Origin of the sequence: Halococcus qingdaonensis, assembly GCF_024508235.1 — an archaeon.
Taxonomy (GTDB): Archaea; Halobacteriota; Halobacteria; order Halobacteriales; family Halococcaceae; genus Halococcus; species Halococcus qingdaonensis.
Genome location: NZ_CP101943.1, coordinates 1500174 through 1521273, shown reverse-complemented (window position 1 = coordinate 1521273; position 21100 = coordinate 1500174). Strand labels below are relative to the sequence as shown.

At 66.8% G+C, this 21100-nt stretch carries 28 protein-coding genes and 1 pseudogene; 9 read left to right on the top strand and 20 right to left on the bottom strand.

Annotated features, from left to right (window positions below; genetic code table 11):
- Positions 1-10 precede the first annotated feature (10 nt).
- From NO363_RS07870 to NO363_RS07845, 6 genes and pseudogenes are all read right to left on the bottom strand, one after another.
- A complete protein-coding gene (locus NO363_RS07870; protein ID WP_256684191.1) occupies positions 11-574 on the bottom strand; it encodes an FAD-dependent oxidoreductase in 564 nt (187 codons plus the stop codon).
- A 65-nt stretch (positions 575-639) separates the two neighbouring features.
- A pseudogene (locus NO363_RS07865) lies at positions 640-714 on the bottom strand (chorismate mutase); the annotation flags it as partial.
- A 106-nt stretch (positions 715-820) separates the two neighbouring features.
- Positions 821-1102, bottom strand: a complete 282-nt coding sequence (locus NO363_RS07860) for a type II toxin-antitoxin system RelE family toxin (protein WP_256684189.1) — start codon at positions 1100-1102, stop codon at positions 821-823.
- On the bottom strand, positions 1095-1376 hold the full coding sequence (locus NO363_RS07855) for a ribbon-helix-helix domain-containing protein (RefSeq protein WP_256684187.1): 282 nt from the start codon (positions 1374-1376) through the stop codon (positions 1095-1097). Before NO363_RS07855 ends, NO363_RS07860 begins: the two co-directional genes overlap by 8 nt.
- A gap of 222 nt (positions 1377-1598) precedes the next feature.
- Entirely contained in the window at positions 1599-1904 is a 306-nt protein-coding gene (locus NO363_RS07850; RefSeq protein ID WP_256684186.1) for a chorismate mutase, read from the bottom strand.
- Complete coding sequence (locus tag NO363_RS07845; protein WP_256684185.1) at positions 1862-2725, bottom strand: shikimate kinase; 864 nt, start codon at positions 2723-2725, stop codon at positions 1862-1864. Before NO363_RS07845 ends, NO363_RS07850 begins: the two co-directional genes overlap by 43 nt.
- Before the next feature lie 84 nt (positions 2726-2809).
- Here NO363_RS07845 and NO363_RS07840 point away from each other — a divergent pair, with 84 nt between their 5' ends.
- Entirely contained in the window at positions 2810-3229 is a 420-nt protein-coding gene (locus tag NO363_RS07840) for a DUF5796 family protein (protein WP_256684183.1), read from the top strand.
- Here the strand turns inward: NO363_RS07840 and NO363_RS07835 are convergent.
- From NO363_RS07835 to NO363_RS07800, 8 genes are all read right to left on the bottom strand, one after another.
- On the bottom strand, positions 3226-3588 hold the full coding sequence (locus NO363_RS07835; RefSeq protein WP_256684181.1) for a hypothetical protein: 363 nt from the start codon (positions 3586-3588) through the stop codon (positions 3226-3228). The two genes, NO363_RS07840 and NO363_RS07835, sit on opposite strands and share 4 nt — an antisense overlap.
- Positions 3588-3827: an amphi-Trp domain-containing protein gene (locus NO363_RS07830; RefSeq protein ID WP_256684179.1), complete on the bottom strand. Its 240-nt coding sequence runs from the start codon at positions 3825-3827 to the stop codon at positions 3588-3590. The genes NO363_RS07835 and NO363_RS07830 overlap by 1 nt, the downstream gene beginning before the upstream one ends.
- An 80-nt stretch (positions 3828-3907) precedes the next feature.
- On the bottom strand, positions 3908-4708 hold the full coding sequence (locus tag NO363_RS07825; RefSeq protein ID WP_370525592.1) for an enoyl-CoA hydratase/isomerase family protein: 801 nt from the start codon (positions 4706-4708) through the stop codon (positions 3908-3910).
- A 48-nt stretch (positions 4709-4756) separates the two neighbouring features.
- The gene (locus NO363_RS07820) at positions 4757-5635 is read right to left on the bottom strand and encodes an aminotransferase class IV (protein WP_256684176.1); all 879 of its coding nucleotides are present in this window, start codon (positions 5633-5635) and stop codon (positions 4757-4759) included.
- On the bottom strand, positions 5632-6213 hold the full coding sequence (locus NO363_RS07815; RefSeq protein ID WP_256684175.1) for an anthranilate synthase component II: 582 nt from the start codon (positions 6211-6213) through the stop codon (positions 5632-5634). The genes NO363_RS07820 and NO363_RS07815 overlap by 4 nt, the downstream gene beginning before the upstream one ends.
- Positions 6210-7700: an aminodeoxychorismate synthase, component I gene (pabB, locus tag NO363_RS07810; protein WP_256684174.1), complete on the bottom strand. Its 1491-nt coding sequence runs from the start codon at positions 7698-7700 to the stop codon at positions 6210-6212. Before pabB ends, NO363_RS07815 begins: the two co-directional genes overlap by 4 nt.
- Before the next feature lie 74 nt (positions 7701-7774).
- Positions 7775-8587 (bottom strand): helix-hairpin-helix domain-containing protein, encoded by an 813-nt coding sequence (locus NO363_RS07805; RefSeq protein WP_256684172.1) that lies wholly within the window; start codon positions 8585-8587, stop codon positions 7775-7777.
- Positions 8588-8685: 98 nt separating this feature from the next.
- Positions 8686-9507 (bottom strand): shikimate dehydrogenase, encoded by an 822-nt coding sequence (locus tag NO363_RS07800; protein WP_256684169.1) that lies wholly within the window; start codon positions 9505-9507, stop codon positions 8686-8688.
- Positions 9508-9597: 90 nt separating this feature from the next.
- Here NO363_RS07800 and NO363_RS07795 point away from each other — a divergent pair, with 90 nt between their 5' ends.
- From NO363_RS07795 to ftsZ, 3 genes are read left to right on the top strand one after another with little or no spacing between them, the layout of a single operon-like run.
- Positions 9598-10947, top strand: a complete 1350-nt coding sequence (locus NO363_RS07795; protein ID WP_256684167.1) for a calcium:cation antiporter family protein — start codon at positions 9598-9600, stop codon at positions 10945-10947.
- A complete protein-coding gene (locus NO363_RS07790) occupies positions 10947-12308 on the top strand; it encodes a D-aminoacyl-tRNA deacylase (RefSeq protein WP_256684165.1) in 1362 nt (453 codons plus the stop codon). The genes NO363_RS07795 and NO363_RS07790 overlap by 1 nt, the downstream gene beginning before the upstream one ends.
- A 24-nt stretch (positions 12309-12332) precedes the next feature.
- The gene (gene ftsZ / locus NO363_RS07785) at positions 12333-13460 is read left to right on the top strand and encodes a cell division protein FtsZ (RefSeq protein ID WP_256684163.1); all 1128 of its coding nucleotides are present in this window, start codon (positions 12333-12335) and stop codon (positions 13458-13460) included.
- Positions 13461-13541: 81 nt separating this feature from the next.
- On the opposite strand, the gene NO363_RS07780 is transcribed toward ftsZ, so the two are convergent.
- Positions 13542-14846, bottom strand: a complete 1305-nt coding sequence (locus tag NO363_RS07780) for a NosD domain-containing protein (protein WP_256684161.1) — start codon at positions 14844-14846, stop codon at positions 13542-13544.
- Positions 14847-14982: 136 nt separating this feature from the next.
- On the opposite strand from NO363_RS07780, the gene NO363_RS07775 reads away from it, so the two are divergent.
- Positions 14983-15156 (top strand): protein translocase SEC61 complex subunit gamma, encoded by a 174-nt coding sequence (locus NO363_RS07775; RefSeq protein ID WP_256684159.1) that lies wholly within the window; start codon positions 14983-14985, stop codon positions 15154-15156.
- 1 nt (position 15157) lies between these two features.
- The gene (locus NO363_RS07770) at positions 15158-15595 is read left to right on the top strand and encodes a transcription elongation factor Spt5 (protein ID WP_007741601.1); all 438 of its coding nucleotides are present in this window, start codon (positions 15158-15160) and stop codon (positions 15593-15595) included.
- 76 nt (positions 15596-15671) lie between these two features.
- Here NO363_RS07770 and NO363_RS07765 read toward each other — a convergent pair whose 3' ends face one another.
- Together NO363_RS07765 and NO363_RS07760 are read right to left on the bottom strand one after the other, a co-directional pair.
- Positions 15672-16061 (bottom strand): PIN domain-containing protein, encoded by a 390-nt coding sequence (locus NO363_RS07765; RefSeq protein WP_256684157.1) that lies wholly within the window; start codon positions 16059-16061, stop codon positions 15672-15674.
- Positions 16042-16278: an antitoxin VapB family protein gene (locus NO363_RS07760; protein ID WP_256684156.1), complete on the bottom strand. Its 237-nt coding sequence runs from the start codon at positions 16276-16278 to the stop codon at positions 16042-16044. Before NO363_RS07760 ends, NO363_RS07765 begins: the two co-directional genes overlap by 20 nt.
- Positions 16279-16366: 88 nt before the next feature.
- Here NO363_RS07760 and NO363_RS07755 point away from each other — a divergent pair, with 88 nt between their 5' ends.
- On the top strand, positions 16367-17131 hold the full coding sequence (locus NO363_RS07755) for a PHP-associated domain-containing protein (protein WP_256684155.1): 765 nt from the start codon (positions 16367-16369) through the stop codon (positions 17129-17131).
- On the opposite strand, the gene NO363_RS07750 is transcribed toward NO363_RS07755, so the two are convergent.
- From NO363_RS07750 to NO363_RS07740, 3 genes are all read right to left on the bottom strand, one after another.
- Complete coding sequence (locus NO363_RS07750; protein WP_256684154.1) at positions 17125-18135, bottom strand: PGF-CTERM sorting domain-containing protein; 1011 nt, start codon at positions 18133-18135, stop codon at positions 17125-17127. The genes NO363_RS07755 and NO363_RS07750 overlap by 7 nt on opposite strands.
- A 66-nt stretch (positions 18136-18201) precedes the next feature.
- Entirely contained in the window at positions 18202-18690 is a 489-nt protein-coding gene (locus NO363_RS07745; protein ID WP_256684153.1) for a metal-dependent hydrolase, read from the bottom strand.
- Between the two features lie 27 nt (positions 18691-18717).
- Positions 18718-19236 (bottom strand): CinA family protein, encoded by a 519-nt coding sequence (locus NO363_RS07740; protein WP_256684152.1) that lies wholly within the window; start codon positions 19234-19236, stop codon positions 18718-18720.
- Positions 19237-19319: 83 nt separating this feature from the next.
- Here NO363_RS07740 and NO363_RS07735 point away from each other — a divergent pair, with 83 nt between their 5' ends.
- Both NO363_RS07735 and NO363_RS07730 read left to right on the top strand, forming a co-directional pair.
- On the top strand, positions 19320-20420 hold the full coding sequence (locus NO363_RS07735; protein ID WP_256684150.1) for a pyridoxal phosphate-dependent aminotransferase: 1101 nt from the start codon (positions 19320-19322) through the stop codon (positions 20418-20420).
- A gap of 85 nt (positions 20421-20505) precedes the next feature.
- Positions 20506-21099, top strand: a complete 594-nt coding sequence (locus NO363_RS07730) for a DUF998 domain-containing protein (RefSeq protein ID WP_256684148.1) — start codon at positions 20506-20508, stop codon at positions 21097-21099.
- Position 21100: the final 1 nt, after the last annotated feature.

Sequence of the window (21100 nt, the reverse complement as noted above, 5' to 3'; positions counted from 1 at the left end):
TGTGATCGCCCTATTCGGCGTCGGCCGGCACGTCGAAGTCGTGGAAATGCTCGCCCTTCTCCTTCGTGAGGATGTTGAGCGCCGCGGCCGCGCCGTCGCCCGCCGAGATGACCGCCTGCCACTCCTCGGCGCGCACCATCGCACCCGTCGCGTAGGCGTCGGCCACCGTCGTCTCCATTGTGACGTCGACGTCGACGATGTCCTCGTCGGTGAACGCACAGCCCATTTCGTCGGCGAGGTCGCGATCGGCACCCGTCGCCAGGATCACGTAGCTCGCCTCGTGATCGCCGTCCTCCGTCGAGACGGTGAAACTGTCACCGTTTTCCGAGACGTCCGTGACCTGTGTGCCCTGGTGGCGATCGACGCCGAACTCGTCGACCTGTTCGCGGGCGCCGTCCACGAACGCCGAGCCGTCCTCGCTCTCGATGCCCAGGTAGTTGAACAGGTGGGCTTTGTGCATCCAGGTATCGTCGGTGTCGAACGCGATCGTTTCGAGATCGTTCTTCGCGGTGAACAGCGCCGCGCTGAGTCCGGCCGGTCCGCCACCGACGACTGCGACATCTGTCTCTGTCATCGACGCTGGCTACGACCGCGACCGTGATAAATAGTGGTGACGGCTGCTCGCGATGTGGGACGACTTCACCGCGACTCGCGCTGTTCGACCTTGTTGAGTTCGATCAGCAGCCGAAACATCGTTTTCACGAGGTTATCGTCAATACTAAGAACGCTTGAATTGTTTCTCCAACCTCATATTATATTATTTAAATCTCGAACTGAAGTTACGTATTTTGCCGATACTACCGTCTTCTTCGGTGTACGATCAGTCGTCGGCAGTGTACGCTCCATCTCGGCGCTTGATTCGGGCAACCGCCATACGTTGTTCATTCCGGCGAAACGTTACGGCGAGCCGAAACTCCCCGACACGTATCTTCTTGCGTGGACTGTTCTGGAGTGGTTCACCGTACTCCGGTGGGTCGCGCCACGGCGAATCGGTGATCTCGTTGAGTTTATCGAGTATCCGGTCCTGTTCGTGAGGGCCGAGCGCGGCGAGATCATCCTGGGCCTTCGGAGCGAGTTCCCACGTCCACTCACCCTCACTCATCGCCGTCCGTCCCGAACTTCTCACGGGCCTCCTCGGCACTCATCGTCCGCCCCTCGCCGATGTCCTCCTCTGCTTGGAGGAGCGCGACGAGTTCATCGCGATCGAACGTGGGGAACTCGGTGGCGTCGCGCAGAGTGTAGCGTATGAACTCGCTTCGACTGTTGAAGCCCCGTCCCTGCCACGTACTGTCTATCTCGTCGAGGAAAGACTGCGTGAGTTTGAAATTCACCGTGACTATCTCGTCGCCGTTATCCCTAGTAGTCGCTTCGGACATACGTACGTATTACGTTTGTCTTACCAAAGTCGTTTCGACGGTTTGCACTCGGAAGTACGAGCGCAGTCGAATGGACGACCGCCGAATCACCTCAGTGACGAGCAAAATGTCCGTCGCGTACCGAGGTCATGCCTTTTCGGGCGTCTAACGAGGACTCGATAACGCGATGTTTCGATCGACAACGTAATCGCTGCAGGATCGTCGAACGCGAAACACGAATCGTTATCTCGACTCGCGCTGTTCGACCTTGTTGAGCTCGATCAGCAGCCGGAACATCGCCTTCACGAGGTTATCGTCGACATCGAAGCGCTGAGCGTTCTCGCCGGCCCGATCCATTACGCGCTGTTCCTGGGATTCGTCGGTCGTCGGCAGCCCCTGTTCGCGTTTGACCTCGGCGATGGCGTCGGCGACGTAGGTGCGTTGAGCGATGTGCTCGACGATCTCGCGGTCGATCGTCTGGATCTCCTCGCGCAGCTCGTCGAGGCTCATTCCGTCCGTGCGCCGTCGGTCCGACTCGTCGTCAGCCATGTATCCCCATCGTACTCGCTCCACGCCTCTTGTACCTTCGTTAGTCGATCGCGCTCGCCGACCGCGACGTAGCTCGGCCCGGTGCCCGACAGCGAGACGCCCGCAACGTGTTCGAGCGCCGCCATCGCCGGCGCGGTCGGAAAGTCGAGCGCCGCACAGAACGCCAGCCCGTTGACCGTCATCGCGCGCTCGTAGGTCCCTGCGAGCGCTTGCTCGGTCGCGACCTCGACGACCGGCGCGACGCGCTCGCAGCGCGCTACGTCGGCATCGGCGCTGAACGCACGCTCGTCGGGTGTCCACACCAGCACGTCCCAATCGGCCGTTCCGCGCGCGAGGAGTTCGTCGGTCGTGTTGTCGGTGACGGTGACGCCGCCGAGCATGCTCGCGCTCGCGTCGTCGAACGCACCTGTCACCGTGACGCCCACGTCGCGGGCGGCGCGCACGCCGAGCCTGGCGGCGTTCTCGTACGAGAGCGCACCGCTTTCGCCGACGGTCACCCCGAGCGCGTCGCAGGTCGCCAGCACCGTGGCGTTGGCTGCGGTGCTCGAACTCTTGAGCCCGGCAGCCATCGGCACCTCGCTCTCGGTTTCGACCCACCCACCCTGGCCGTCGCCGTACTGCTCGACGACGAGTTCGACGCAGCGCTCGATGAGGCGCGTGTCGGCGTCGGGCACACCGGCGATCGTCCCGGTCACGTCGCCATTGCTCGAGAGCTCGACCGTTGCAGTCGTCTCGCGGTCGATGGCGAACGCACTCCCCCTGCCGGTGGCGAGTGCGTTGATCACTGTGCCGGCTGCCGGCGCGCTCGCGCGTCCGTCCATGCCGGCGAGTTCACCCCAGTGGCCTTACCGATAGCGGTCCGCGCGGAACACGCCGTTTTTGCCGTAGAGTCCAGTAGTCCTCCCATGAGCTACCACAGCGAGCATTCGCCCGACACGCTGTCGATCGATCTCACGGAGGCGGGCATCGCCGTCGAGTACACCGACGGCCGCGAGGCGTTCTATCACGGCGTTCCGGCGAAAGTCGAGGAAAGCCACACGACCGCTCCAGCAAAGGAGGTCCACGTTCTCGTCACCGATCCCACCGAGACCGAGGGCGTGCTCGTCTACGTCAACGACCGGACAACCGTCGACGAGATCATCACCGAGACCGGCGTCGGGCGCGTGCTCGTCGACGACGGCGAGGAGACGACCCTCTTTCCGGGCGTGAGCGTGCGTGCGGAGGGCCATCGCGTCACCGTCGCGGCCGACCCGGAGACGGCTCGCGGGCGCGTGTTCGTCTTCGAGGAGGACGAGCGAAGCGAGCGCAGCGTCGAGATCGTTTAGATGCCGGGCACGCCGAGCGCGTCAGGTGTGATGAGCCCGAGCGTCGCGAGCACGTAGACCACGACGAAGACCACGAGCCACGCGACAAAGCCGATGCCGGCGGCGGTGATCCAGCCACCCGGATAGCGCCAGTTGATGACGCCGATCCAGACGACGAGCGCGAGCAGCGCGCCGAGAACGGGGATGAAGCCGACGAAGAAACTCACGATCCCCCACGCGACCGCGCCGAGCAGGGCCGTGAGGGCGGCGTTGCCGTAGCCGACGTCCCGATCGGCGACGAGGCGCACGCCGGCATAGATGCCGACCGTCCCGAGGAGCAGGCTGACGAGGAAGATGACGAGACTGTCGAGGATCGCCATTATTTCCCCCTCCAGTCCATCTTGATCGTCACCGACTCACGACTCCCCCGGAGGATCGACGAGCGCTCGCGCACGCCGACCTCGAAGCCGAGCGAGTCGCGCGGGTGGAGCGTGATCGTCTTGTTGTCGATGTCGATGTGGAATTCCTCGTCGGATTCCAGCTCGTCAGCAATTTCCCGCAGGCGCTCGGCGGCCTCGGCACGGTCGAGTTTCTCCTCGCTGATGTTCTTTTCTGCCATACTCTTGATAGGGCTGGATTTCAATTAAGGGTTGTGCCTGAAACGACGGTAATCGATACTGAAACCGGAGGTTCAGGCCTCTACTTCCCGACGAACGTTGGATCGTACTCGTCGTCGGCGAACGCGCGTGCGCCCTCCTCGTGATCGTCGGTTTCGAGCAGCGTCCCGAAGATCCGCCGATCGTATTTCCGCCCCTCACTAAGGCCGACCTCGACGCTCACGTTGCCCGAATCCTTGATCGCGCGGACGGCGAGCGGCGGCTTGTCGGCGATCGTTTCGACGAACCCCTCGACCTCGTCGGCGAACGCCTCGTCGTCGTAGACGTGATTGACGATCCCCTCGTCGGCAGCGCGTTCGGCCTCGACGTGCTCGCCGGTCATGGCGAGTTCCTTCGCGAACGCGGGCCCCGCCAGCCGCGAGACGTACTGGACGCCGCCGGCACCGGGCAACAGTCCGAGATCGACCTCCGGAAAGCCCAACCGACTCGACTCGCTGGCGAGACGGAGATCGCAGGCCAGCGCGAGTTCAAGCCCGCCGCCGAGACAGTAGCCGTCGATCTTCGCCACCACCGGAGCCGAGAATTCGCCGATCGCAGCGCGCAGCCCGTGAGCGTCGAAGGCCGCCGGCGACGCATCAGCAAATCCGGTGACGTCCGCACCGGCACAGAACGCCTTCTCGCCGGCTCCCTCGATCACGACCGCACGCACCGCGACGCCCTCCGCCTTGCTGTCGCGCTCTTCGAGCAGTTCGAGACCGGTCTCGATATCGGCGCGCATACGCCCGTTCATCGCGTTCAGCGCATCCGGCCGGTTCAGCGTCAGCGTGCCGACGCCCCGTTCCTCGTCGAACGCCACGATCACCGCGTCGAGTTCCTCGTGCATGCCGCTCACATCGGCGGACGGGATGAAGACACTGCCGGTCATACACGATCAATCGTCGTAGTGGCGCTGCTCGACGTACTCGTCGAACAGCCGTGTCAGGAGTTCCGTGACCGGCCCCGCGCCGACCGCGATGCCGTCGGCGCGCTCGATCGGCCGCAGTTCCCACGTCGAGTTGGTGAGGAAGGCCTCGTCGGCGCTGCGGACGTCCGCCGGCACGTACTCACCTGTCTCGACCGGAAAGCGCTCGTCGGCGGCGAGATCGAGGACGACCGAACGCGTCACGCCGGGGAGGATCGGGCCGTCGAGGCTCGGCGTCTTGAGCGTCCCGTCCTCGACGAAGAAGACGTTGCTCGTCGTCCCCTCGACCAGCTTCCCGTCCATGTCCCGGAGCAGCGCCTCGTCGGCGCGGTACTGCTCGGTCGCCGCGCGTTCGAGTTCGAGGCGTGCGAGAACGCCGCCGAGGTAGTTGTGCGTCTTCGCGTCGGCGGGGAGCGCGACGTCGGGCGCGCGGCGCGTCTTGACGATCTGGACCGTCGCCGGCTCCGTCCAGACCGACTCGCCATCGACGCCACCGCGGGAGAGTTCGCCGATCTGGATGACGACCGTCGGCTCGGTCGCCTCTCCAGGAGCGAGCCCACGCGACTGAACGCCCCGCGAGACGGTCAGTCTGAGGTAGGCCTCGGGGAGTTCGTTCGCCGCGATCGTCTCTCGGGCGCGCTCGTGGAGATCGTCGGGCACGGCGTCGGCGAAGCCCAGTCGCTCGGCGCTGTCGTGGAGCCGGTTCTCGTGGACTGCCCACTCGAAAATTCGGCCGCCGTAGACGCGCACCGTCTCGAAGACGGCGTCACCGTACAGAAACCCGCGATCGCGGACGCTCACCGTAGCCTCGTCCTCGGGTACGATCTCGCCGTTCACGTGGTATTTCATGGCTTTCCTCCGTTCGCGCAGCGCTCGCAGAACGCGCGGACGAGGTCCGTGCCGCTCTCGGTGAGGATGCTCTCGGGGTGGAACTGGACGCCGATGTGCGGCTTCACGGTGTGGCGCACGCCCATCACGACCCGGCGTTCGTCGTCGGTGGCGGCGCAGGCGTCGAGGGTTTCCGGGAGATCGTCGCGCTCGACCGCGAGCGAGTGGTAGCGCCCGGCAACAAGGGGGTTCGGCAGGTCGGCGAAGACCCCGCGGCCGTCGTGGCCGATACGCGAGGGCTTGCCGTGGATCACGTCCGGCGCGTGGCCGACTGGCGCGCCTGCCGCCGCACAGAGCGCCTGAAGCCCGAGGCAGACCCCCAGCGTCGGGTAGTCGAGCTCGGCGAACACCGCCATCGAGACGCCCGCCTCTTCCGGCGTTCCAGGACCAGGCGAGACGACGACCCCGTCGGGGTCGAGTTCGTGGATTCCGTCGACCGTGATCGCGTCGTTGCGCCGGACGCACACCTCGTCGTGGACGCCGACGTACTGGACGAGGTTGTAGACGAACGAGTCGTAGTTGTCGATGACCAGAATCACTGCTCGACCCCCTCACGGTCCGCGATCGTCACGTCGGCGTCGAGCGCCCGCGAGAGCGCGTCGACGAGACCGCCGGCCTTGGCGAGCGTCTCGTCGTATTCGCGTTCGGGCTCCGAGTCGTGGACGATGCCCGCGCCGACGCGCAGCGAGTACTCCCCATCGCGCCGGACGAGCGTTCGGATGAGGATGTTGAACGTCGCGCGCTCGTCGAGCCCGACGATGCCGAGGCTCCCGGTGTAGGGCCCGCGGCGCGAGCGCTCGACTTCGTCGATGATCGCCATCGTGCGCGGTTTCGGCGCGCCGGTGATCGTCCCGCCGGGGAAGACGGCCGCGAGCACGTCGGCGAGGCTCGTCCCTTCGCGAAGACGACCGTCGACGATCGAGACCAGATGCATCACCGACGAGTACCGATCGACGCGCCGGTAATCGCTCACCGTCACCGAGCCGTACTCGCAAACCTTCCCGAGATCGTTCCGTTCGAGATCGACGAGCATGGCGTGTTCGGCGCGCTCCTTCTCGTCCGCGAGGAGGTCGTCTTCGAGCTCGCGGTCCGCGGCGTTCGTCTCCCCACGCGGTCGGGTGCCCGCGATCGGCTCGGTCGTCACCGCTCTTCCCTCGCGCTCACAGAGGAGTTCGGGGCTCGCGCTCACGAGATCGACGTCCGGGAACTCGACCAGCGCCGAGTAGGGTGCCGGGTTCACGGTCCGGAGGGCGGCGAAGAGCTCGACGGGATGGACGGTCGCGGGCGCGCTCAGGCGCTGGGAGACGTTCGCCTGGAACGTCTCACCGTCGCGGATCCGTTCTCTCACCGTCGCAACGCGCTCGGCGAACGCCTCGCGCGAACAGTCGCTCTCGAAGCGGATCGAACCTGCCGCTCTCGTCGCTTCCTCGACTGACGGATCGCCCTCGTGAACGGCACGAACCAGCGCGAGCGCGCGCTCGCGACCCGTCTCGTACAGCTCGTCGATCGCCGCAACCGACCGGTTCTCGCCGTCGACGCGCGGACAGGCGGTCACGCGGAGCGTCGTCGTCGTCTCGCCGCGGGGCTCCTCCCAGGCGGCGAGGCGGTCGTAGAAGCCGATCTGTGCGCGTGGGAACCCCCGATCGTCGATCGTCGTCGCTGGCAGCGATTCGAGCTCGCGGGCGACGTCGTACGAGAGCCAGCCGATGGCACCGCACGGGTAGGGAACGTCACAGCCGGCACGGTTCAACTGCTCGTCGGTCTGGTCGTCGATCGCGTCGAACGCACCTTCGCCATCCGCTTCGACGGTCCGGAACGCGCGCGGCTCGACGCCGAAATAACCCCAGCCCGACTGCCCGCCCGAAGTCTCCAGAAAGACGCCGCCCTCGTCGGTTCGCGCACGCCGGTAGGCCGCGAACGGGTCCCGGACCGTGGTCCGTACCTCGACCGGAACGCGACACGCGCCCGGTGCATTCCGGACGGCCTCGCGGAACGATTCACGGGACGTGACGACGGTCCGGTCCATTGCATCGAGAACGCACCCGCATGATCAACGGTGTTGTGGTTCGGTTCGCCAGGTGGCCATCCACACGAAATGAGCTACTGTCGGCGGGCCTTCGCGCGTTCGCTCCAGCGTTCGACCCGGCTCTCGGCGACGTCGACCTCGTCGGCGACCGTTTCAGGGTCGGCGTCGGCGAGATCAGCGATGTTCTCGATGCCTGCCTCGCCGAGCCGATCGGCGTAGGACGGGCCGATCCCCTTCAGCGCGTCGACGTCGTTGTCGGCGGCGTCGTCGCCCGGGTCCGCGTCGGTCGGCCCGGCGGCCTCGGCGTCCTCGGCCGCCGAGATCGACTCGTTGGTCTCCTCGGTGATCGAGCCCGTCGAACCGCTCGCGTCGCTGCCCGCCGCGGCGGCCTCGTCGGCGGTACCGTCGCCGTCTCCCACGTCGTCGGCTTCCGATTCGTCGTCCTCGGCTTCGCCGCCGTCGTCGGTCTCGTCTCCCTCGACAGGTTCGATCTCCTCGTCGTCGGTCGGGCCGACCGCCTCGCCGGGCTCGGCGGCACCCTCGGAACCGTCCTCCTCGGTCATCGAACCGGTCGAGGCGGCCGCGTCGCCGCCGGCCGCTGCCGACTCGTTCGCGTCGGCGTCCCCTTCGATGGGGGAGTCGTCGTTCTCGGTGGACGCCGATCCCGTGACCTCACCGGGTTCGGCACCGCCCTCGGCGTTTTCGTCGACGATCGATGCGGTCGAACCGGCAGCGTCGCCGCCGGCGGCTGCCGGTTCGTCGGTATCGGTTCCCTTGACGGCGTCCTCGGAGTCCGTCGTCGGTGTCGACCGCGAGCGCTCGCGGCGATCCTCCGACCGACCGTCGTCCAGACCGAGCAGCGATTTGATGGTATCGAGCAGCGTCATGGCCGCTCCTACCATCCCCGGGGTTAAATATACTGTCGGACGGAAGTCCGAAAAAGGACGATGCCGGTCGCGTTGGCGGTTCGATAGTTCTTCAGTCGTCAGTCCGAGCCACCGTCGTCCGACGCGAGCCGTTCCCGAAGCACCTCGTTCATCGTCTCGACGGGGGCCGTACGCTCGGTCCACCGCTCGAAGGCCGCCACGCCCTGGTAGAGCAGCATCCACGCGCCGTCGATCGTTGTCGCCCCCGTGGCGGCAGCCTCGCGGAGCAATCGCGTCTCGATCGGCGAATAGACCGCGTCGAGAACGGCGAGATCGCCGTGCAACGCTTCGGAGTCGACGGGTGAGACGTCCCCGTCCATCCCGACGCTCGTGGCGTTCACCAGGACGTCGGCGTCCGCGAGGAGTTCGTCGAGTTCGTCGAGACCGTGGCCTGTCGCACCGTCGATCTCGCTGGCGAGTTCGCGGGCGCGCTCGGCGGTCCGGTTGGCGATGGCGACCGCCATTCCTTCGTCGGCAAGCGCGAACGCCGCCGCACGGCCCGCCCCACCCGCGCCGACGACGACCGCCCGCCCGGAGAGCGACACGTCGTGATGGGCGAACGCGCGCGTGACGCCGATTGCGTCGGTGTTGTAGCCAGTTAGTCGTTCTCCGCCGAAATCGAGCGTGTTGACCGCGCCGATCCGTGCCGCAAGCGTGTCCGGTTCGCAGTAGTCGCGCACGTCGCGCTTGAACGGGATCGTGACGTTCAGCCCCTGGATCCCGAGCGCGCGAGCACCGTCGATGGCCGCCGCGAGATCGTCGGGATCGGGTTCGAAGGTGACGTACCGCGCGTCGATCCCCAGTTCGCGGTAGGCCGCCTCGTGTAGCGGCGGCGACAGCGAATGCTCGACCGGCGAGCCGACGAGTCCGAACACCTGCATGGGCGTCAATCACGACCCGGGGGCGATAAGCGGGCCGGTCCGCGCAGCCCACAGCAAAAGAGATAGGTACGTGCCTCGCTCGGTTCGACCATGTTCGACCGTTTACGCCATCCGCTCGTCGCCGTCGCGGCGGCGCTCTTGCTGACCGTTCCGTTCCTCGGGCTGTTCGTCTCACACGGCCTCCATCTCTCCCCGGAGCCACCGGGTGCGAACATCACGCCGGCGATGGCGGTGCTCGCCGGCGGAGCGGCCATCCTCGGCGCGTCGTTCCTGCTCGCGTGGGCCGCCGAGACGGCCGAAAAAGACGTCCCGACCGCCTTCGCCATCGCCGTGCTGGCGGTGCTCGCGGTCGCGCCCGAGTACGCCGTCGACGCCCTCTACGCATGGCAGGCCGGCTCCGGCCAGAGCGGGGCGGCACAGCTGGCCATCGCCAACATGACCGGCGCGAACCGCATCCTGATCGGCATCGGCTGGGCGGGCATCGCACTCTTCACCGTCTATCGCGCCAAGCGCCTCGGCGACGAGGCCGTCGAATACCGGTCGGGGTTCCTGGCCGACGTCGTCACGCTCGATCACGGGATCGCCCTCGAGATCGCCTTCCTGCTCGCCGCGACGGCGTTCGCGTTTTTCGTCCCGCTCGGCGGCACCATCGGCATTCTCGACACCGTCGTTCTCCTCGGACTCTACGTGCTCTACATCGCCATCGTCATCCGGGGCGACGTCGAGGAACCGGAAGAAAACGTCGGCGTCCCGGCGTACTTTCAGGCGTATTCGAAAGTTCCGCGCATCGCGGTCGTGCTCTTCCTGTTCGCCTTCTCCGGCGTGCTCATCTACATCGCCGTCCATCCCTTCGCCACGGGTCTCGAACGGCTCGGGCTCCAGTACGGCATCCCCGAATTCTTCATGATCCAGTGGCTCGCACCGCTGGCCTCCGAGAGCCCGGAGCTCATCGTCGTCGCCTATCTCGTCAACAAGGCGCGCTCGACGGCCGGGTTCAACGCGCTCATCTCCTCGAAGCTCAACCAGTGGACGCTGCTGATCGGGACGCTCGCGGTCGTCTTCTCGATCGCCGCCGGCCACATCGGCGGGCTGCCGATCGACGAGAAGCAGGTCGCCGAGATCTGGATCACGGCCGCCCAGAGCCTCTTCGCCATCGGCATCCTCTCGAACTTCGAGATCTCCGTCCGCGAGGCGATCGGGCTGCTCGTCCTGTTCGCCTCGCAGGTCCTCGCCGAGTTCTACGTCATCCAGACGATGAGCGCACAGGCGGCGAACGAGGTCTCGATCCTCATCCTCCACGGCTACACCGTCGTCTACGTCGTGCTCGGGCTCGCGCTGTTCGTCCGCCACCGCGAGAGCCTGCGCGAACTGCTCGGCCGCACGGTGACGAACGCTCGCGAGGCGATCGGTGGCTCCGGCCAGCCGGAGCGTGCCGACTGATGGCCGGGTCGCTCGCCATCGTCGTCAGCCGGGCCGACGCGGCCTCGACGAACATCGCCGCCCGGCTCCGCGAGTGCATCGACTGGGAGCACGATACGGACGATTCCCGCCCCGACGCCGAGGGCGGCGGGACCGTCTACCGCGCACCGGGGATCGAGCTGCGCGAGTTCGACGCACTCCACCTCGATCTCGTGAACGTCGCCGAAACGTTCACCGACCCGCGGCTGATCGTCTTCGCCTCGAAACACGCCGGCGACACCGGTCGATTCCTCACCGCCCACCACACGGGCAACTTCGGCCCCGCCGAGGCCGGTGGGGAGGAAGGGGAATTCGCCGAAGCGGCACCGAACGCCCATTCGGCGGTGCTCGACGCGCTCGCAGACTACGCACCCGCGAACTACGACGTCGGCACGGAGTGCACCCACCACGGCCCCACCGACGTCGGTGCACCGTCGCTGTTCGTCGAACTGGGCAGCGCCGAATCGGAGTGGGACGATCCCGAGGGCGCACGCGCGGTCGCCCGTGCCATCCTGGACCTGCGCGAGGTCCCTCCCGATCGCGAGCGCCAGATCGTGGGGTTCGGCGGTGGCCACTACGTCCCGCGCTTCGAGCGCGTCGTTCGCGAGACCGACTGGGCCGTCGGTCACATCGGCGCGGGCTGGGCGCTCGACGCGATGGGAGCCATCGACGAGAACGTGATCCGCCGCGCCTTCGAGCGAAGCGGTGCCGAGCGCGCGCTCGTCGAGGGTGTGCGACCCGCGCTCGAAGACACGATCACGGAGCTCGGCTACGAACTCGTGAGCGAGACGTGGCTGCGCGAAACGACAGGCATCCCGCTCGATACCGCAGCAGCAGCCGAGCGGCGGGTCACGACCGTCGACGACGGACTCCGATTCGGCGCACCCGCGGCGGAGACGTCGGTCGAGAACGTCGAGCGCTGGACGCTGCCGAGTGCCCTCCTCGCCGAGGTGGAAGGGATCGATGCCGAGAGGGTGCGCGAGAGCGTCGAGCGCCACGCGCTCGCGTTCGAGACCGAACAGTCGGGCACGCGCCTTGGCGAGCGCGCGCTGCTCGACGACGCCGGACGGACATCGGTCATCGACGCGCTCGTCGCTCTCCTGGACGAGAAATACGAGACGGTCGAGCGGGTGGAAGGAGCGGTCGTCGCGCACGAGCGGGCGTTCTCGCCGGTGAAGGCGCGGACGCTCGACGTTCCCGAAGGACCGAAATTCGGCCGTCTCGCCGACGGTGAACCCGTGGCCGTCGACGGGCGGACCATCGAACCGATGGCCGTCCACGAGAAGCGCGAGCGGCGCTTTCCGCTCGACGGCGCTGCGAGCGGAAAGGGGAAAGATAAATAGGCGGCCTCCGCCACTCGAAGACAAATGGATTCGATCATCGAGGACGCCATCGACGAGGCCGAAAACGGCCACGACGAGGACGAGCGGCCAGCGGGCGAGCGCGACGCGGGAGCGATGACAAACGAGGAGCTCGCGGGCGTCGTCGAGGAACTCAAGACACAGATCACGGTGATCGGCTGTGGCGGGGCCGGCTCGAACACCGTCACCAGAATGGCGAAGGAGGGCATCCACGGCGCGAAGCTCGTCGCGGCCAACACGGACGCCCAGCATCTCGTCGAACAGGTGCAGGCCGACACGAAGATCCTGATGGGCCGTGACAAGACCGGCGGGCGCGGTGCCGGCTCGGTGCCCAAGATCGGCGAGGAGGCCGCCCGCGAGACGATCGGCGACATCACCGAGACGATCGAGGGCTCGGACATGGTGTTCGTCACGGCGGGTCTCGGCGGCGGGACGGGAACGGGCGCGGCCCCGGTCGTCGCCCAGGCCGCCCAGGAGGCCGGCGCGCTCACCATCGCCATCGCCACGATCCCCTTCACCGCGGAGGGCGAGCGCCGGCGCGCGAACGCCGACGCAGGGCTCGAACGACTCCGCGCGGTCTCGGATACCGTCATCGTCGTCCCGAACGACCGCCTGCTCGAATACGCGCCGAACCTCCCGCTGCAGGACGCCTTCACCATCTGTGATCGCGTGCTGATGCGCTCGGTGAAGGGGATGACCGAACTCATCACCAAACCCGGCCTGGTCAACGTGGACTTCGCTGACGTTCGCACCGTGATGGAGAACGGTGGCGTCGCGATGATCGGGCTCGGCGAATCCGACTCGGAGAACAAGGCGCGCGATTCGATCCAGTCGGCGCTGCGCTCGCCCCTCCTCGACGTGGAGTTCAAGGGTGCCAGCTCGGCGCTCGTCAACGTCGTCGGCGGTCCGGACATGTCGATCGAGGAGGCCGAGGGCGTCGTCGAGGAGCTCTACGACCGGATCGACCCCGACGCGCGCATCATCTGGGGCGCGTCCGTCGACGAGAGCTTCTCCGGGAAGATGGAGACGATGATCGTCGTCACGGGCGTCGACTCGCCGCAGATCTACGGCCGCTCGGATCTCGCCAGCGAATCCGGCGGGCAGGTCGACTCCGAGATCGACTACGTCGAATAACTCGGTTCCGCACCGACCGAACCGGCTCTCGTTTCCTTTTCTCCGCGAAACACATCTCACACCACTGTCGATAGCGACCGGTCAGCGACGCCGCCCGAACCGAACGGCGAGCAAACCGGCCACACACAGCGCAAGCAGTCCACCAACGGGACCGAATCCCGGACCGGTGGTCGATGAGGTCGTCGTTCCGTTCGCGCTCGTCTCGCTGGCGTTCGCCACGGCCGTCGTAGCCGCGGCGATGGATGTCGCCTCGGGATCCGTCGTCGATGCCGTCCCTGGCGTTGCGGTTGCGGCGGTCGTTGTGGTCGACGTGGCCGTTGCAGTCGCGGTGGCTGCCGTCGTCGTGGTCGGCGTTGCCGTCGCCGTGGCGGTCTGCGGTGCGGCTGCTGTAGCGTTCGACGTTCCGTTCTCCGAGCGACCGAAGACTCCGATCGTCGCGGGATGGGGAACGCCGTCGGCCGAGACGGTGTTCGCCTCGGTGTTCACCGTCGAGCCGTCGAGCTTCGACCAGGAGTCGCCGTTGGGACTGCTCCAGAGTGCCAGCGAGGACTCGTCCACACCACTTGCGTCGTCGTAATGCAGCGAGAGTGAGAGGTTCGATCCCTCACCGTAATCGGTGGTTCTGACGGCTGTCCCGACGGCGGTTCGGCCGGACGGAGCGCTGTCGGGCTCGCCCTGTGCGTGTACGCCGACGTTCGTCCCCGAGAGATCGGCCGTCACCGCACCCATGTCGAGGTTTTTCACCGTGGTCTGTGAATCGGTTCCTGGATCGAAGCGATCGGAGTAAAAATCCCAAAGCGAGTTCCCCGTCGCCGTGTCGTTCACGAAGCGATTGCCGATGCTCGCGCGCTCGATGTGGAGGCCGTACTTGTTGTCGTTCGCGGTGTTGTCGGCGATCGTGTTGTCGCTCGCTTTTCGAAGTTCGATCCCGAGGGCGTTCTCCCGAACGGTGTTTTCCGTCACGGTGGTGTCGTCGGTCGAGAGCAGCGTGATCCCCTCGGTCGCGCCGATCGCGGTGCTGTCCGCGATCGTTCCGCTGTCGACGTTCCGAAAGAGGATGCCGCGGGTGAACCCCTCCGTGTGCATTCCCCGAACCGTGACGTCCGAGAGTCGTTCGGGGCCCGTGACCACGACGCCGACGCCGGAACTGCCGCCGTCGACCCCGTGACCGTTCCCGTCGAGGGTGACGTGACTCGCCGTGATCCGGAGGCAGTCGTCCGACTCCGTCGAGAGATTCGACGTGAGCGTGTACGATCCCGACGAGTCGATCGTCGTACACGAGTCGATGCCGGTGGTCGATTGCGCGCCGGCGATTCCGACCGACGCCGTGGCACTCCCGAGCGCCACGACGACGAGAATTGCGACTATCGCTCGTCTGTTCGACACGAAATCCCTCCGTCGTCCTGTGATGCGTTCATGGTCATCGATCGGGTTTCAACGGGTCCGTTATCTATCCCTCGCTCTCGTCACGCGGGGCGGCCGGTGTCACAAGATAGAAATTCGTCCGGGGAATACCGGCCGTATGGACATCAAATACGACCTTTCGAGCTACACGCGCGTGTTGAAGCTCGCCAGCACGCCATCGTGGGAGGAGTTCTCGCGCATCGCGCTGATCGCGGGTGCGGGCATCATCCTCATCGGCATCGTCGGCTTCCTGATCTTCACGGTGATGAGCTTCCTCCCGGGGGGTGTCTGAGATGGGGATGTACGCCGTCAAGACGACTGCGAGCCAGGAACGCACCGTCGCCGACATGATCATGGAGCGCGAGGCGGATGACATCCACGCCGCGCTCGCGCCCGATTCGCTGACGAGCTACGTGATGGTCGAGGCCGACGATCACGCGATCCTCGAACGCGTGCTCGACGAGATCCCCCACGCCCGCAACCTCGTCCCTGGCGAGTCCTCGATCGCCGAGGTCGAACACTTCCTCTCGCCGAAACCCGACGTCGAGGGGATCGCCGAGAGCGACATCGTCGAGCTCGTCGCCGGCCCGTTCAAGGGCGAGAAGGCGCAGGTCCAGCGCATCGACGAGGGCAAGGACCAGGTGACGGTCGAACTGTACGAGGCGACGGTCCCGATCCCCGTCACCGTTCGTGGCGACCAGATCCGCGTGCTGGACAGCGAGGAACGCTGAAACGGTTCTTCACGCAGTCAGCGCAGCTTCGCTGTACCGAATAGAGCGAGAAACGGTAGTTCGTCGGACGGTCGAATCAGCGAAACGTTTTCACCGAGAGATCATCGACCGTCGTGAAATCCGAATCGGCGGTCACGAGCGTCGCACCGGCCTGCCGTGTGGTGGCGGCGATGAGTACGTCAGCAGTGCCGAGCGATCGGCTCGTTTCGCGGAGTTCACGACGGATTCGGGCTGCCTCGCGAGCCACGGCATCGGTGAACGGGAGCGGTTCGAGCCAGTCGACCAGGCTGGCGATGCGCTCGACGGGAACGGTCCCATTGCCGGTCGGTCCGCAGTAGATCTCGAACAGCGCGATCGTCGGTGCGTAAAACGACTCGTCGTCGTGAGCGTCGAGGAAGTCCGCCGCCGGGCCGCCGCCGGCTTCGGTCAGGTAGTCGATGAGGAAGCTACTGTCCGTACAGAGCATCCTCTCTCCGGTCGAAGTCCTCGTTCAGTTCCTCGTGGACCGCGTCGACCACCTCGCGGAACCCCTCGACGTCGGCGAGTGCTCCATGGCCTTTCCAGACGTCGCGCTCGCCGTCCGTCAGTCGGAGTACCGTCTCCGTGAAGCTCTCGTCGTCGTGTTTGTGGGCCTTCAGCGACTCGTAGGCCTCTTCGGTGATGGTGAGCGTCTTCGTCGCCATACGTCTACACGTACGTGTACGTGTAGTTAACTCCATCGGCGAGGATCGAATCGGAAACCGCTATACGTCGGCGACCGATCTCGAATCAGTGACGCCGAACGAGTCGTTTCGCGTCGATCCGCACGTCAAGGTCCTCGACGAGCGGGTCGTCCGCCGAGCCAAACGGTACGGTCTCGACGCGCTGGTCTACGCGCCGCATTTCACCCAGCTGGCCGACGTCCGCGCGAAAGCACGCGAACACAGCGACGACGAGCTCCTGGTGATCCCGGGTCGCGAACTGTTCACGGGGTCGTGGCGCAACCGCCGGCACGTCCTCGCGTTCGGACTCGACGAGCCGATCCCCGATTTCCTCACGCTCGCGGGCACGATGGCCGAACTCCGCCGCCAGAACGCGGTCGTGCTGGTTCCTCATCCCGAATTCCTGAACGTGAGTCTCGATCGCGAAACCATCGACCGGTATCGCGAGCTCGTCGACGCCGTCGAGATCTACAACCCGAAACACTGGGCCCACCACAACCGCCGCGCGCGCTCGATCGCCGCCTCGCTCTCGCTCCCGACGTTCGGTTCCTCGTACGCCCACCGCGAGCGGACGGTCGGCGAGGTCTGGACCGCGTTCGAGCGGGCGATCGGCGGGGTGGACGACTTGTTGACGGCGTTTCGCGAGGGAATCGCCCGGCGCGTCGAACACCGATCGGGCGCGATCCATCGTCTGCGGAGCGCCGCTGAGTTCGCCCACCTGGGCTACGAAAACAGCGTGACGAAGTTCGATCGGCTTGTCCTCTCCGGCACCGAGCCAACCCACCCCGAACAGGACTACTACGAAGGGCGATTCGACGACGTGCGAGTCTACTGATCCCGGCGCAGGAGGACGAACGCGCTCGCGAGAACCGCGACGAGCGCGAGTCCGATCCCGAAGCCCGGTCCGTTGGAACTGCTCGTCGTGTTGGCGGCTGCCTCGGTCGCCGTGGCGGTCGGAGTCGGTGTCGGCGTCGGCGTCTGGACGTCGCCGACCGGGGCGAGCACGCTCGCGTTGTCGACGTTCTCCACCTCGGCGACGACGCGGTCCTGCTCGATGTTGACGAAGTTCACGCCGTCGGGCTGGCTCCAGTTGCCCTCGAAGCGCCACATCCGGAGGCTGTTCTCGGTCACGTTCGCGCGCGTCACGTTCGCCTCGTCGTAGCCGATGCCGAGCCGGAGCGAGCTGTTGTCGCCCGTGGCGACCGCGCCGAGGCGCTGGCCGACCGTCGAGCGGTTGTCGAGCCCGCCCGGCGGCGAGCCGACGCCCGTGAGCGCGACGTCGCTAGCGGTGAACGAGGCGTTGTCCGTCGAGCCCGTCGCGAAGCCAGTGCCGGTGACGGTCGTGTTGCCGACGGTGTAGAGGCTCCAGCGGCCGTTGTCGGTCGCGGTGACGTTCTCGACGCGTGCGTCGTTCGCGGCGCGCAGGCGGATGCCGTGGCGGTCGTTGCCGTTCGCGGTGACGTCCTCGATGCTGCCGTTCGCGACATCGAGATACTGGACGCCGGTCGTCCAGCCGGTCGTCGAGACGTTTCTGACGGTGACGTTCGAGAGGCTCGTCAGCGAGTTGTTCACCTTCACACCGACGCTATCGTTGGCGTTCGCGCCCCCGATCGTGTGGCCGCCACCGTCGAAGGTGACGTCGCTCGACAGGATCTGGATGCACGTCGACTGGGAGCTGTTCGCGATGTCGGCGGTGAGCACATACTCGCCGTCGTCGGCGATCGTCCGACACGAGTCGATCGGCGTCGGCGCGCTCTGTGCGCTCGCGGTGCCGGCGACGCCCGCCGCGAGCAGCGCGAAAACGACCACACAGACGCCGACGGTTCTGCCTGCAGTCATCGTTTCCTGTGATTCGCTCGCCGGTGATACCTGTTCTGCTCTCGGCTCAGGCGAACCTCATCACATTCAGGCGAGCCCGCTCGCGCGCAGGCCGCTCGCGACGAGTCGGCGTGGGAGATCGTACGCGAGCGCGGCAGCGACGGCGAGCTCGAACGCCGTGATGAGCACCATCAGCCCGCCGGCGTAGCGACTCCGTGCAGAAACGCCGACGGGAACGTCGAACTCGGCGCGATCGAGCGGGTAGAGCAGTGCGAGCCCGCGTTTCGACCCGAACAGATCGAGCACGTAGTGGGTGGCAACGCCGATCCAGACGAACTGGAGGTTGCCGAAGTAGAACGGATAGACGAAGAAGAGCAGCAGGACGGGGAGGTTGTGCAGCGTCTTGCGGTGGGTGCCGAAGGCGGTGTCGACGTCGGGGATGAGCGCGCCGAGGGTGACGGGCACGCCGATGGCGACGGCCGCCCGGACCGTCGCAGCGTCGAGCGACGGGTGGGCGAGACAGGCGAGCCCGACGCTCAGGACGATCGCGTTGAGCACGTGGCCGCGCTTGTTCATTCTCGATTCTTCCGACGCGGGTGTCCCCTAAGTCGCTTCCTGCTCGCGATCGTCGAGCGCCTTGAGCACCGCGGTGAGCGCACGTCGAGCGATCTTCTCTTTGACCTCCGTGCGCGTGCCGTCGAAGACGTGGTGTTCGACCCTGCTCGTCGACTCGCCGGTGCCCCACTCGCCGGCGTGGGCGACACCGATGTAGACCGTGCCGACCGGTTTCTCGTCGGTGCCGCCGTCGGGGCCCGCGATGCCGGTCGTGGCGAGCCCCCAGGTCGCGTCGGCAGTATCGCGCGCGCCACGGGCCATCTCGCGGGCGACCGGTTCGCTCACCGCGCCGTGGGCGTCGAGGCTCTCGCGACTGACGGCCAGCAGCGCGCGTTTGGCTCGCGAGGAGTAGGTGACGAGCGACCGATCGAAGTAATCGCTCGATCCAGGAACGTCGGTCAACAGCGAGCCCACGAGCCCGCCGGTACAGGATTCGGCGACCGCGATCGTCGCGTCGCTCTCCCGGAGCGCGTCGCCGAGCCGTCGTTCGATCGCGTCGGCGGTCATGGGTGAGCGCTTGCCCGCCGCGGGCAAAAACCCACCCCTCCCGGAGCGGAAAGACCGAATAGGCGGCGACCGTCAGGCGATCCATGGAGTATCAGACGCCGCAGTTCTTCCGGCTGATGCAGTACGCGGCGGCCGCCGAGCGGGACGTCGTCGAACTGGTCAGCGGCGGGCCCGACTGGAACGCACCCTCGGCGATCGGCGAGGGGCTCCACGAATTCGCCGATCTGGACGGCAACGACTATCAGTACCCGCCGAGCGCGGGGCTCGCGGAGCTCCGCGAGGAGATCGCCGCCCGACGCGGCGTCGCCATCGAGAACGTCGTCGTCACCAACGGGGCCGGCGAGGCGAACTCGCTCGCGCTGGCGGCGGCGCTCGACCGCGACGCGGGCACGGAGGTGCTGCTCACCGATCCGGTCTACCCCTACTACCCCGGCAAAACACAGCTGTTCGGCGGCGTTCCCCGCTACGTCCCGGTCGACGCCGACGGCTCGCTCGATCCCGCTGCCGTCCGCGAGCGCGCGAGCGACGAGACGGCCGCCATCGTCGTCAACACGCCGAACAACCCGACGGGCGCGGTCTACGGCGAGGAAACGATGGCCGAACTGGTCGAAATCGCCGCGGCGCACGACGCGATTCTCGTGAGCGACGAGGTGTACGACCACTTCGATTATACGGGGAAGTTCGCGAGCGCGCTCGCGGTCGATTCGTCACACCGGATCGTGACGAACGCCTTCTCGAAGTCGATGGCTATCACGGGCTTTCGTGTCGGCTACGGTGTCTTTCCGGACGAACTGGTTGATGGGGTGCGCAGTCGCCACATGCTCGTCAACGTCGCCGGGAGCCGACCCGCCCAGTACGCCGTTCTCCGCGCGCTCCGTGGAACTGGCCCCGAGTATTACGAGCGCAATCGCGAGCGCCTCGTGCGCCGCATCGACAGCTTCACCGCCGCGCTCGACGACGCCGGGGCGGAGTACACCACCCCCGACGGCGGGTTCTACGTGATGGCGCGCTTTCCGGGGTTTCCTGGAACGATGACGAACGCCGAGCGGCTCATCGACGAGGCCGGCGTCGCCGCCATGCCCGGCGAAACCTTCGGCGAGGCGCGCGCCGATTGGTTCCGGTTCGCGCTCGTCTCACCCGAGATCGAGACGGCGGGTCGCCGACTCGTCGACTTCTTCGGCTGACGGATCGACGCTGCGGATCGTCGAGTGTCGTGTGTCGAGCGCGACGGTAGGCTGAAGGGACGACCGGCCGCGGTTCTGAACGATAATGACGAATTCGCCCGACCCGACACCGTCCACACGAGCGAACAGGCTCGCCGCGGCGTTCGGCGTGTTCTCGATCGTCGTCGCGCTCGGGGCGATCACCGTCGCCATCTTGCTCTCGACGCGATTCACGTTTTCGACGAGCGCGCTGTCCGATCTCGGACGTGCGAGTTGGGCCTCGACGGCCGTGTTCAATTACGGACTACTCTTTTCGGGCGTGCTCGCGCTCCCGTTCGCCGTCGTCCTCGCTAAGAACGCCCGCACGCTGCTCCACGCTGCCGGCAGCCTCGCCTTCGCGCTGGCGGCGGTCTCCCTCTCATTGATCGGCGTCTTCGCGCTGCCGGCTCCCGAGCACGGGCTCGTGGCGGTCGGCTTCTTCCTCGCGTTCACCGTCGCGTTCGTTTTCGACGGCGTTGGCGACGTGCGTACTGGCACACGGGCTCGCGGTCTCGCGACGCTCGCGCTGGCGCTCGTCCACGTTCTCGGCTGGGCGGTGTGGTTCGGGGCAGGCACGCCGGGCGGGCTGGCGCTGCCGGAGCTCGTCGGCTCGGCCTGTCTCTCGGTCTGGGTGCTCGCCACGGCGGCGCGGCTGTGGTAAG

Bases quoted from the DNA above. Each gene is read 5' to 3' on its own strand.
- NO363_RS07870 (WP_256684191.1), bottom strand. From the start codon at position 574: ATGACAGAGACAGATGTCGCAGTCGTCGGTGGCGGACCGGCCGGACTC.
- NO363_RS07860 (WP_256684189.1), bottom strand. From the start codon at position 1,102: ATGAGTGAGGGTGAGTGGACGTGGGAACTCGCTCCGAAGGCCCAGGAT.
- NO363_RS07855 (WP_256684187.1), bottom strand. From the start codon at position 1,376: ATGTCCGAAGCGACTACTAGGGATAACGGCGACGAGATAGTCACGGTG.
- NO363_RS07850 (WP_256684186.1), bottom strand. From the start codon at position 1,904: ATGGCTGACGACGAGTCGGACCGACGGCGCACGGACGGAATGAGCCTC.
- NO363_RS07845 (WP_256684185.1), bottom strand. From the start codon at position 2,725: ATGGACGGACGCGCGAGCGCGCCGGCAGCCGGCACAGTGATCAACGCA.
- NO363_RS07840 (WP_256684183.1), top strand. From the start codon at position 2,810: ATGAGCTACCACAGCGAGCATTCGCCCGACACGCTGTCGATCGATCTC.
- NO363_RS07835 (WP_256684181.1), bottom strand. From the start codon at position 3,588: ATGGCGATCCTCGACAGTCTCGTCATCTTCCTCGTCAGCCTGCTCCTC.
- NO363_RS07830 (WP_256684179.1), bottom strand. From the start codon at position 3,827: ATGGCAGAAAAGAACATCAGCGAGGAGAAACTCGACCGTGCCGAGGCC.
- NO363_RS07825 (WP_370525592.1), bottom strand. From the start codon at position 4,708: ATGCACGAGGAACTCGACGCGGTGATCGTGGCGTTCGACGAGGAACGG.
- NO363_RS07820 (WP_256684176.1), bottom strand. From the start codon at position 5,635: ATGAAATACCACGTGAACGGCGAGATCGTACCCGAGGACGAGGCTACG.
- pabB (WP_256684174.1), bottom strand. From the start codon at position 7,700: ATGGACCGGACCGTCGTCACGTCCCGTGAATCGTTCCGCGAGGCCGTC.
- NO363_RS07805 (WP_256684172.1), bottom strand. From the start codon at position 8,587: ATGACGCTGCTCGATACCATCAAATCGCTGCTCGGTCTGGACGACGGT.
- NO363_RS07800 (WP_256684169.1), bottom strand. From the start codon at position 9,507: ATGCAGGTGTTCGGACTCGTCGGCTCGCCGGTCGAGCATTCGCTGTCG.
- NO363_RS07795 (WP_256684167.1), top strand. From the start codon at position 9,598: ATGTTCGACCGTTTACGCCATCCGCTCGTCGCCGTCGCGGCGGCGCTC.
- NO363_RS07790 (WP_256684165.1), top strand. From the start codon at position 10,947: ATGGCCGGGTCGCTCGCCATCGTCGTCAGCCGGGCCGACGCGGCCTCG.
- ftsZ (WP_256684163.1), top strand. From the start codon at position 12,333: ATGGATTCGATCATCGAGGACGCCATCGACGAGGCCGAAAACGGCCAC.
- NO363_RS07775 (WP_256684159.1), top strand. From the start codon at position 14,983: ATGGACATCAAATACGACCTTTCGAGCTACACGCGCGTGTTGAAGCTC.
- NO363_RS07770 (WP_007741601.1), top strand. From the start codon at position 15,158: ATGGGGATGTACGCCGTCAAGACGACTGCGAGCCAGGAACGCACCGTC.
- NO363_RS07765 (WP_256684157.1), bottom strand. From the start codon at position 16,061: ATGCTCTGTACGGACAGTAGCTTCCTCATCGACTACCTGACCGAAGCC.
- NO363_RS07760 (WP_256684156.1), bottom strand. From the start codon at position 16,278: ATGGCGACGAAGACGCTCACCATCACCGAAGAGGCCTACGAGTCGCTG.
- NO363_RS07750 (WP_256684154.1), bottom strand. From the start codon at position 18,135: ATGACTGCAGGCAGAACCGTCGGCGTCTGTGTGGTCGTTTTCGCGCTG.
- NO363_RS07745 (WP_256684153.1), bottom strand. From the start codon at position 18,690: ATGAACAAGCGCGGCCACGTGCTCAACGCGATCGTCCTGAGCGTCGGG.
- NO363_RS07740 (WP_256684152.1), bottom strand. From the start codon at position 19,236: ATGACCGCCGACGCGATCGAACGACGGCTCGGCGACGCGCTCCGGGAG.
- NO363_RS07735 (WP_256684150.1), top strand. From the start codon at position 19,320: ATGGAGTATCAGACGCCGCAGTTCTTCCGGCTGATGCAGTACGCGGCG.
- NO363_RS07730 (WP_256684148.1), top strand. From the start codon at position 20,506: ATGACGAATTCGCCCGACCCGACACCGTCCACACGAGCGAACAGGCTC.